General features: G+C 64.6%; 9 protein-coding genes and 1 tRNA gene. 2 read left to right on the top strand and 8 right to left on the bottom strand.

The window, feature by feature from the left end:
- Positions 1–145: 145 nt before the first annotated feature.
- The 6 genes from AC5RUJ_RS00580 to AC5RUJ_RS00555 form a co-directional block, all read right to left on the bottom strand.
- Positions 146–1,126, bottom strand: a complete 981-nt coding sequence (locus AC5RUJ_RS00580; protein ID WP_494001412.1) for a ribose-phosphate diphosphokinase — start codon at positions 1,124–1,126, stop codon at positions 146–148.
- Positions 1,123–2,661 carry a bifunctional UDP-N-acetylglucosamine diphosphorylase/glucosamine-1-phosphate N-acetyltransferase GlmU gene (gene glmU, locus AC5RUJ_RS00575; RefSeq protein ID WP_494076230.1) on the bottom strand — a complete coding sequence of 513 codons (1,539 nt, stop codon included), beginning with the start codon at positions 2,659–2,661 and terminating at the stop codon, positions 1,123–1,125. The genes AC5RUJ_RS00580 and glmU overlap by 4 nt, the downstream gene beginning before the upstream one ends.
- 56 nt (positions 2,662–2,717) lie before the next feature.
- Positions 2,718–2,789, bottom strand: a tRNA-Gln gene (locus tag AC5RUJ_RS00570).
- A 110-nt stretch (positions 2,790–2,899) separates the two neighbouring features.
- Positions 2,900–4,483 carry a putative bifunctional diguanylate cyclase/phosphodiesterase gene (locus AC5RUJ_RS00565; RefSeq protein ID WP_494001414.1) on the bottom strand — a complete coding sequence of 528 codons (1,584 nt, stop codon included), beginning with the start codon at positions 4,481–4,483 and terminating at the stop codon, positions 2,900–2,902.
- Positions 4,473–4,859 (bottom strand): SpoIIAA family protein, encoded by a 387-nt coding sequence (locus tag AC5RUJ_RS00560; protein ID WP_494076231.1) that lies wholly within the window; start codon positions 4,857–4,859, stop codon positions 4,473–4,475. The genes AC5RUJ_RS00565 and AC5RUJ_RS00560 overlap by 11 nt, the downstream gene beginning before the upstream one ends.
- Before the next feature lie 205 nt (positions 4,860–5,064).
- Entirely contained in the window at positions 5,065–6,102 is a 1,038-nt protein-coding gene (locus tag AC5RUJ_RS00555) for a hypothetical protein (RefSeq protein WP_494076232.1), read from the bottom strand.
- A gap of 206 nt (positions 6,103–6,308) precedes the next feature.
- Here AC5RUJ_RS00555 and AC5RUJ_RS00550 point away from each other — a divergent pair, with 206 nt between their 5' ends.
- The gene (locus AC5RUJ_RS00550; RefSeq protein ID WP_494076233.1) at positions 6,309–6,464 is read left to right on the top strand and encodes a hypothetical protein; all 156 of its coding nucleotides are present in this window, start codon (positions 6,309–6,311) and stop codon (positions 6,462–6,464) included.
- A gap of 80 nt (positions 6,465–6,544) precedes the next feature.
- Here AC5RUJ_RS00550 and AC5RUJ_RS00545 read toward each other — a convergent pair whose 3' ends face one another.
- Positions 6,545–8,266: an ATP-binding response regulator gene (locus AC5RUJ_RS00545; RefSeq protein WP_494076234.1), complete on the bottom strand. Its 1,722-nt coding sequence runs from the start codon at positions 8,264–8,266 to the stop codon at positions 6,545–6,547.
- Between the two features lie 224 nt (positions 8,267–8,490).
- Here AC5RUJ_RS00545 and AC5RUJ_RS00540 point away from each other — a divergent pair, with 224 nt between their 5' ends.
- Positions 8,491–9,465: a DMT family transporter gene (locus AC5RUJ_RS00540; protein WP_494001419.1), complete on the top strand. Its 975-nt coding sequence runs from the start codon at positions 8,491–8,493 to the stop codon at positions 9,463–9,465.
- On the opposite strand, the gene zapE is transcribed toward AC5RUJ_RS00540, so the two are convergent.
- Positions 9,385–9,788: AFG1/ZapE family ATPase (zapE, locus tag AC5RUJ_RS00535; protein WP_494155541.1), on the bottom strand; the 404-nt coding region annotated here is incomplete at its 5' end. The two genes, AC5RUJ_RS00540 and zapE, sit on opposite strands and share 81 nt — an antisense overlap.

Genomic DNA, 9,788 nt, shown 5'->3' with positions numbered 1-9,788 from the left:
AGGTACAGTCCCGGTCCGAGACGGGAAGCCTCCGGAGACGGAAACGGAGCCGGCGAGGGGGCGGCCACATCGTCAGGCCGTCACCCGTCGCCGGCTCCGCTCAGGAACCGCTAGAGACTGGTTGAAACTGTGTCAGGCCCCGCTGTCAGGCCTTGCCGTCGAAGAGGCTCGTGACCGAGCCGTCTTCGAAGACTTCACGGACCGCGCGGGCGACCAGCGGAGCAATCGACAGGACGGTCAATTCCTTGAAGTTTTTCTCCGGCGGGATCGGCAGCGTGTTGGTGACCACCACTTCCCGGGCACCGCTCTCGGAAAGCCGGCGGGCGGCGGGATCCGAGAACACGGCGTGCGTTGCTGCGATGATGACGTCCTTGGCGCCGGCGTTCTTCAGGACCTGAACGGCGCCGGAGATCGTTCCGCCGGTGTCGATCATGTCGTCGATCAGCACGCAGGTGCGGCCCTCAACCAAGCCGACGACCTGCTTCGACACGGCCTGGTTCGGCGCGTTCACGTCGCGGGACTTGTGTACGAAGGCCAGCGGAGCCCCGCCCAGCCGCTCGGCCCACTGTTCGGCAACGCGGACGCGGCCGGTATCCGGGGACACCACGGTCACGTTGTCCAGGTCGACCCGTGTGCGGACGTACTCGGCCAGGAGCGGAATAGCCATGAGGTGGTCGACCGGACCGTCGAAGAAACCCTGGATCTGCGCCGTGTGCAGGTCGACGGACATCAACCGGTCTGCGCCGGCCGTCTTGTACATGTCGGCCACCAGGCGGGCCGAGATCGGTTCCCGGCCGCGGTGCTTCTTGTCCTGCCGGGCATACGGGTAGAACGGAGCGACCACGGTGATGCGCTTGGCCGAGGCCCGCTTCAGCGTGTCCACCATGATCAGGTGCTCCATCAGCCATTCGTTGATGGGAGCCGGGTGCGCCTGGATCACGAAGGCGTCGGTACCGCGCACGCTTTCCTCGAACCGGACGTAGATCTCGCCGTTTGCGAAGTCGTAGGCGGACGTCGGCAGGAGGTCGATCTCCAACTCTTTGGCGATCTCCCGCGCCAGTTCCGGATGGGCGCGTCCGGAGGCCAGCACCAGCCTCTTTTCGCCCTGTGCCTTGATTCCGCTCATGAAGGATCACTTTCTGCAGTTGGGGATTGCGTGGAGGAAGTTCGGGTGGCAGCTTCTGCAGATGAGCTGCCGGGGCGGTTCTTCTGCACCCAGCCGTCAAGGTTCCGCTGCGGCGCGACGCTGACCGCGAGCGCTCCGGGCGGCACATCCTTGCGGATCACCGCGCCTGCGCCGGAGTAGGCACCGTCGCCCACGTGCACGGGAGCCACAAAGACGGTGTTCGAGCCGGTGCGCACATTCGAGCCGATGACGGTACGGTGCTTCTTTTCGCCGTCGTAATTGGCGGTGATGTTGCCACAGCCAATGTTGGCATACTCACCGATCTCCGCATCCCCGGCATAGCCCAGATGGGACAGCTTGGCGCCCTTGCCGATGGTCACGTTCTTGGTTTCGTAGAACGCGCCGATCTTCCCCTTCTCGCCCAGCACCGTGCCGGGGCGAAGGTAGGTGAACGGGCCGACGGTGGCGCCGGGCCCGATCTCGGAATCGGTGCCGTGCGTCCTGATGACCGAGGCGCCCTCGCCCACGGTCACGTTCGTCAGGGTCGTCTCCGGCCCCACAACGGCATCGGAGGCGACATGCGTGGCGCCGTGCAGCTGGGTGCCGGGCAGCAGCGTCACGTCGGTGCCGAACGTCACCGTCGAGTCGATCCAGGTGGATGACGGGTCCACGATGCTGACGCCGGCGCGCATGGCAGCGTCCAAGACCCGCCGGTTGTGCTCCGCCCCCAGGGCAGCCAACTGGACCCGGTCGTTGGCCCCCTCCACCTGCCAGCGGTCGGTGGTGACCACGGCGGCCACCCGGCCGCCGTCGGCCCGGGCCAGCGACAGCACGTCGGTCAGGTACTTCTCGCCCTGGGCGTTGTCCGTGGTGATCCTGGACAGGGCGGCGCGAAGGACTCCGGCATCGAAGGCATAGATTCCGGAGTTGACCTCACGGATCGCGCGCTGTTCGTCCGTGGCGTCCTTGTGCTCGACGATGCCCTGGACACTGCCGTCCTCGGCGCGGATGATCCGCCCGTATCCGCCGGCGTCATCGAGGACTGCGGTCAGTACGGTAACGGCATTCCCGCTGGAGGCATGCTCGGCCACGAGTTCCTTCAGCAGCGCCGTGGTCAGCAGCGGAACGTCGCCGTAGGTGACCACCACGGGGCCGTCCGGCTGGGCGGGAAGGGCATCCAGCGCCACCTCCACTGCGCGCCCGGTGCCGGGGATCTCGTCCTGGTCGACGATCAGTACATCCGGATCCAGCGAAGTGATATGCTCCGCCACCCGGTCACGCTCATGGCGTACGACGGCGGCAAGCACCGTGGGTGCTAGGCCGCGTGCCGCGGCGAGCGCGTGGCCCACCATGGAGACGCCGCCGATCTCATGCAGGATCTTGGGCTTTTTGGACTTCATCCGGGTGCCCGCCCCCGCGGCCAGGACGATGACCGCTGCCGGTGTTGAAGCGTTTTTGACGTTTTGTTCAGGGACGTCCTGGGGGCTCACTAAGTGGCACTCCTCGCTGCGCTGATTCCGGTGTGGCCGGTGCATTTGGGTTAACGGCATCTTACCTGCCGCAGCACCTCCGGTTTACCGGCCGGTGGTCGTTCCGCCCATAGGATTCGAACCTATACTCCACGGCTCCAAAGGCCGGGGTGCTGCCATTACACCAGGGCGGACCGTGCCGCCAAGAACACTGACCCGGTGGCACAAGTGTCCATTTTGCCACGTTTGCCAACCCCTATGCGACTCGGCGGCACGGGCCGCCGACACATGGCATCCGTGCCGGTCACTCCACCGCGGTCGCCAGGCTGGGTGCGTCCTCAAAGGATGGCTCGACGGCCGCCGGCAGGCTGGCACCGCTGCGCAACAGCCGGGCCATGACTGCTGCCGACACCGGCTTGCTGAAATAGAACCCTTGGCCACCGCTACAGCCAAGATCGCGCAATTGTTCCGCCTGTTCCCGCGTCTCGATGCCCTCGAAGATCGCGTCCAGCCCCGCAGCACGAATGAGCTGAAGGACGGCACCGATGAAGTCCTGCTGGGAACCGTCGGCAGAATGCGTAGCAATGATGGACCGGTCCACTTTGACCATGTCAACAGGCAACCGGCGCAGGTAACTGATCGATGAGTAGCCGGTTCCGAAGTCATCGATTTCGATGCCGATCCCGAGCTTGCGCAGGGCCAGCAAGGAGTAGGTCTCCACTTCTCCCCCGGTAACCAGACCGGTCTCCGTGATCTCCAGCACCAGCGACTCGGCCGGCATTCCGGAATCCCTCAAGACGCCCCGAACGTGCTCTACCAGGTCGATGCGTTGGAGCTCGGCTACCGAGAGATTAACGCGGATCTGGAACGCCGGATCCAGGTTCAGTTCGGCGGACCACTGGGCGAACTGGTGCGCGGCCGCCCACAAGGTCCACCGCCCCAGGTCAACAATCAGGCCGGTCTGTTCCGCCATGGGTATGAAGTCGGCCGGCATGACACGTCCCCGCACCGGGTGATTCCACCGGATCAACGCTTCCACCCCGATCGGCAGGCCCGTGCACAGATCCACCACCGGTTGGTACTCGAGCTCGAAGCCTCCGGTCGCGATGGCACCGCGGAGTTCGGACGCCATCTGGTTGTGCAGTTGGCGCGCCTGAAGCATATGGGACTGGAAGACCTTGGTGCGGTTCTGGGGGTCTTTTTTCGCCTCGTACATTGCCGTGTCGGCGTCCAGCAGCAGGCTCTGCGCGGTCTGTCCCGCATCTGCCACCCGGACGCCAATGCTGGCCTGGGGCCAGACGGTTACTTCGTCCAGTTGGATTTCGTCATTGAGCACGCCCAGAATCCGCTGGGCCACCTGGAGCGCGAGGTCCGTCGTCGCGCGCGGAAGCAGGACCGCAAATTCGTCGCCGCCCAGCCGTGCCACCGTGTCGCCGTCGCGCACGACGGACCTCAGCCTGTTCGCCACGACCGTGAGTACGCGGTCGCCGGCGTCGTGGCCAAAACTGTCGTTGACCTGCTTGAAGGAATCCATGTCCAGCAGGAGCAATGCCGGGGCCCGCTGGCCGGACCGCGCATCGTCGAGCGCGGCGTCCATGTCCTTGGCCAAAGCCGTGCGGTTCGCCAGCCCGGTCAAGGCATCTGTGAGGGCCATCCGGCTCATGTCCCGATGTGCCTGGCGCAGTTCAGCCGTCCGTTGCTCGACGCGCTGTTCCAGTTCCATGTAGCTAAGCTGCAGCTCCTCGGCCAAGAGGTTGACGCCCGTGATGACGGCGTCAATATCGTCGCGTGCCGGCGAGGGGTCGATCCTGGTGGACAGATCGCCTCCGGCCAGGCGGACCATCCCGTCGACCAACTGCTGGAGCCGAGGATCGGCATTATGCGGCATTGTCCCGTTCCAGCCACGCGAGGGCCTGTGGTTCGGAGTCAAAGTAGCGGACAGGGCATTCGGACGGTTCGGCTCCCAGCACGAAGTTGGCTATCACCCGGTCCACCGGAGACTCGCCCACGAGGGCGATGGCGGACGCATTCGTCTGCCGACCCAGCATCGACCGGGCCAGGCGGGAAATCGATGTAACGCCCGTCATCCGCATCAAGACACGGCAAGGGTGACCGCCGGAAAGCACGCGAAGCTGTGTTGACGTGTGGGCCGCGACTTCGTCGGTGAAGGCTGCTCCGCGCGGAAGATCGACGCTGATGATGCCGTCGCCGGCACTGATCACGTCGGCTGCAACGGCATCGGCCGCGCCAGCTACGCGCCTCATGCGGCCGCGTCGTTATTGGATACCGCTCCTGCAACCCTCTCGGGCCAGCCATGACCTAGCACGTGCATCCGCTCCCCAACGATTCGATGGAAGCTTTCGCTCCCGTCCAACAAATCCAGAACATACTGCTTTAGAACTGCCAATCGTTCACAGCGTAAACGAACGGTGTTCACGACACGCTCAATGACACGATGAAGAATGCATGTTACGAAGCCCGCGGAAACTCGGCGATTTCTGCAGCCACTTGGGCCGCCCTGTCCTTGGCACCGGCTTGGCTGAAATACGCTTGGCTGTTCTTCAAGTGGCGTAGGGCCGATGCACAATCGCCTTGTTCCCGCAGGGCTTTCGCAAGCAACATATTCGCTTCACCCGCAGTGTGGTGTGCCATCGCTGAGGACTCTGCACAAATCGACGTGAGCATCTCGATTGCGCTGCTTGCTTCACCGTTCAGAAAGTGCCAGTGCGCACGATTGAGCATGTTCTTAAAGACATCTCCGTCATCCGTACCAATAATGGTCGCTGCGAGTTCGGCACGCTCCATGCAATCGGCTGTTTCTGTGTCGGCGATACCGGCCGTTAACCTCATAGCCGCCGAGGCTCGATTGAACCACGCCCATAGAGCGAGATCATTCGAAGGCGACAAATGCTCAGCCGCCAACTTGTGATACTTCACCCCATCGCTGGCCTGTTGTCTTAGAAAAGCGACGTTTCCGGCGACCCAGTAGCACTTTCCCGCCGTTTGAGCGTCAGTATTGGTGTCAATCAGTCGGATGAGTTGCTGACTTTCCTGCCAGGCGCGCTCCAACTGGTCGCTCTCTGCCAATGCTGCAATAAGTGCAAGCAAGGACCCAATACGCAGATCCTGCGGGACCTCACCGTCATGAGCGATGCCGACGGCCCTAACACCATATGCGACTGCTTGTTCAAGTTCACCTGCCGCCTGGCTAACGTCAGACAAGAGGTTCAATGCGCGGCACTGAAGTTCGGAGGACCCGACCGTTAGTGGATGTTCCAGCAGAAGCAAGGCTGTATGAATGCAGTCCCGGTTGAGACCCATCGCGCGCTGACAATCGGCTTGGAACATTGTCATCTGCCACCACGTTGAATCATCGCCGGCAGCCAATGCCCTAGAAGATACTTGCTTCGCGAGGTCCAGCGCCTGCGCATATTCTCTACGACCGAAAGCCTCACGAGCCCGCAGTTCAGCGAAAACACCGCTTCCCTCAGAATTGACCGACACCATGCGAATCCTCCAAACGCCAATGGCCGGGGTGATAGTCCGTACTCCCACCCGCATCCGATCATATTCCGTGTCCCGCGCAGCGGCGGGGAAGGGTCCCTGATGTGTCGTTTAACGTCTAGCTGATTAGGTACTCCTGAATGTACACTTGTGGATGTCACCACCGCTGCATAGATTTGCAAAACTGTGCATAACCAAGAGGGAGCCCGATGAAGAAATTTTCGGCATCAGTACTTATTGCCGCAGTTCTGGCTGTTACCGGCGCCACGGCTGCCTCAGCCGCCGACGGCAGCTACACCACCATCACGACCGTCAAGTCTGTCGATGGCGGCTTCTCCATTCAGAGTGGCAACTGGCCGCACTAATAAGTAAATAGAGCGGGATTCCCGCTCGCCGGCTGAGGCCGTGGCATCCATCTTCGGACGCGTGCCACGGCCTTTGTGGTTTAAGAGACAGCGACGGCGTCCGACGCGTTGGCGGGTTGCTGTTTCGGTCCGGAATCCAGCGGCAGTGTAATCGTGAAGGTCGTGCCGATGCCGACCCTCGACTCCACGGAAATATCGCCGCGGTGCTGGTCGACCATCCCCTTGACGATGGCCAGGCCCAGGCCAGTGCCCTGGATGGCATGGGCGTTGGATGCCCGGTAGAAACGCGAGAAGAGCTGGGGCAGGTCTTCTTCCGGGATGCCGATCCCGCTGTCGGCGACCTTGACCACGGCGCAGGGAACGCCGTCGTCGTTCTTGCCGCCGAGGCCGACCGTGACCCGCACCTCCCCGTCCTGCGGCGTGAACTTGACGGCATTGGACAGGATGTTGGTGAAGACTTGCTCCAACATCTTTGTATCGCCGTCGGCGGCGAGCCGGGTGTCCAGCCCCTCACCGACCAGCTGTACGTTCTTGGCCTGCGCCACCGGTTCCAGCGCGGTGGAAACCGTGCGCAGGAGGCGTGGCAGGTCCACCGGTTCCGTCTTCAACCCGCTGCTCTGGAAATCCATCCTGGACAAGGTGAGCATGTCTTCGATCAACTCGCGGAGCCGCGCGGCATTGCGACCCACGATCTTCAGCATCCGCGCCACTGATTCCGGGACCTCACCGGCGTCTCCATCCAGCACCAGCTCCAGGTACCCGGCGATAGAGGTCAACGGAGTCCGGAGCTCATGGTTGACCGTGGCCACGAAGTTCGACTTGGCTTGGTCCAGCTCGCGAAGCTTTTCCACGACCTGTTGTTGAACTGTAATCAGGTGCCCCTGAATCAGACCGTGGGCCAGGTTGCCGGCTACATGCTGAAGCAGTGAAATCTCGGCCGGCGACCATGGCCGCGGCTGCCCCGTGCGGATCAGGCACAGCAAGCCGAAAGCCTGCGGGCCCTGCCCCAAGGGCGCGAGCAGGGACAATTTGCCCCGGGGGGTGGCGAGCCATTCGGCCACATGGGGATATGCGGCGATATCGATGCCGCCGTCGTCGGCCGACGTGAGCACGCTGTGCTTGGCCCAGAGCGCCGAGGACAGCTCCAGCACCTGTTCGTCGCTGCGGTAGGGCATGGAGCCCTGGGTGGATTCGCTGATCCATTGAGCGGTGGTATGCGGCACTCGTTCGTCCGCCAGGGTACGCACCCAGACGTGGTCGGCTTCGAAGGCCTCGCCGATGCCACGCAACGCGAGGTTGATCATTTCGTCCGGGTCATTCGTACTGCGAATACCGTCGGACACATTCCGGATCCGCTCCCGCAGGACGGCCACCCCGTTGCGTTCCCGTCGCCGGTGTTCCGATCTCGCGAGGGTCACGCGGACACGGTTCACCACACTGGCGGCCGTCAGCGGCTTGATCAGGTAGTCGGAGACGCCCAGCTCGTAGCCGCGTTCCACCAAGTGCAGCTCGTCCTCGGTGGCCATGAGCATCACCCGCCACTGCGCGCCCGGCTGGCTGTCCGACAGCCGTCGCACGGCTTCCATCCCGGCCAGGGACATATCGGCGGCGTCCACCAAAAGGATGTCGGGCGGGTTGCGCTGCACCTCGGCCAACACCTCGGCCGCGGAAGTCAACGCAGCGACCGATATGCCGGCATCGCTCAGGACGCTGCGCAGGAACCCGCGGGTCGCAGGGTCCACGGCGCCGACCAGGACGGTTGGGCGCGCTGCCGCCCCGGGCTCACCTGCAACGGTCCGCACTGCATTCCTCCTGCATTGAACGCGGCCCGGTGTCGTCCCGGCCCCCCGACGTTATGAATGAAGAGTAGCAGTGCTCTCACCGGTACGACGCGAGGTTCCGTCCTGCCTCCGGCGCGCACCCGTCCCCCATCAGGACCGGTGCAGGCCCCGACACCTGACGCGGGAAGCAGACATTCCGGTCCGGCCCCGGCCGGTGCACTGCCGCTTGGGTTAGCGTTGCCACCATGACACACGTCCCGCGGATCGCCGCCGTCCCGCTTTCGGTCCTTGCGGCCATCATCGTGACGGTCCTGGCGTGGGCCAGTGCCTTCGTCGTGATCCGCGGCGTGCTGCCGCATTTCGGGCCCGGTCCGCTCAGCCTGATGCGGCTCGCCATCGGCTCGGCCGCACTGGCACTGCTGTTGGTCGGGCGGCCGTGGGTCAGGCCGGGCCGCCGGGCGTGGTTGCTGATCGCCGGCTGCGGCCTGTCGTGGTTCGGCGTCTACAACTTCGCCCTCAACACCGCGGAGCAAACGCTCGACGGCGGCACCACCGCCATGATCGTCAATCTCGCACCCGTGCTCACGGCCTTGGGCGCCGGGCTGTTCCTGGGCGAAGGCATCCCCAGGTGGCTGGCCATCGGCGCCGGAGTCGCTTTCTCGGGAGTCGTCATGATCGGCTTCGGCACCGGTGGCGGCGCCGCCGGCGGCGTCGGGCTGCTCTGGGCGCTGGCAGCGGCGTTGACGTACTCCGCCGGGGTGCTGCTCCAGAAGCCGGCCCTGGGCAGCGTGCCGGCCGGGCAGGTCACCTGGTTGGCCTGCAGCATCGGTGCACTCTCATCGCTGCCGTTTGCCGGTGACCTTTTGGCGGAACTGCGCACCGCCCCGGCCGCGGCGACCTTGGGCGTGGTGTATCTGGGGTTGGTGCCCACGGCCCTGGCTTTCAGCACCTGGGCCTATGCCCTGGCCCGGATGCCGGCCGGGCAACTGAGCGTTTCGTCCTACCTTGTTCCTCCGGTCACCATCGTGTTGGGGTGGCTGTTCCTGAGCGAGACGCCCACCGTGCTGGCCGTCATCGGCGGCGGGGTGTGCCTGCTGGGCGTTGCGCTGTCCCGCCGGCGCGACCGGCGGGAACGGCAGTCAGGGCGCGGCACCCACCCGGCCGAGGGTGCCCAACCGGCTGGCAATGCGGGAGATGTCGACGGCGGACGGGCTGGCTGACGAGGCCAGGTCAAGCGGCTCCGCGCTGATGACCGTCAACGGCACGTCGGCGTCATAGAGGATGTCCACAATATTGCTGAAGCGCTGCCAGCCGTTCATGCTGATCGCTTCCCGGGGCGGCACACCGCAGATGATCCAGTGGGCGGCATGCGCCAGCAGGCCCAAATAGTCGGAGGCGGCGGTGGGCCCTTCGCACAGGTCGCGGAAATCAAACCACAATTCGGCCGGCGTGCTCCGAAGGACCGGCAGCGGCCAGCTCCCCGGCCGCAGTTCGCGCGCCTCTGCCGCGGACGGCCAGTGTAGGCCCGCCTCGGCAACCCGCG

This window comes from Arthrobacter sp. Y3223164 (assembly GCF_059091005.1).
The sequence above is the reverse complement of the archived record's forward strand: the minus strand, read 5'-3'. Positions and strand labels throughout refer to the sequence as shown.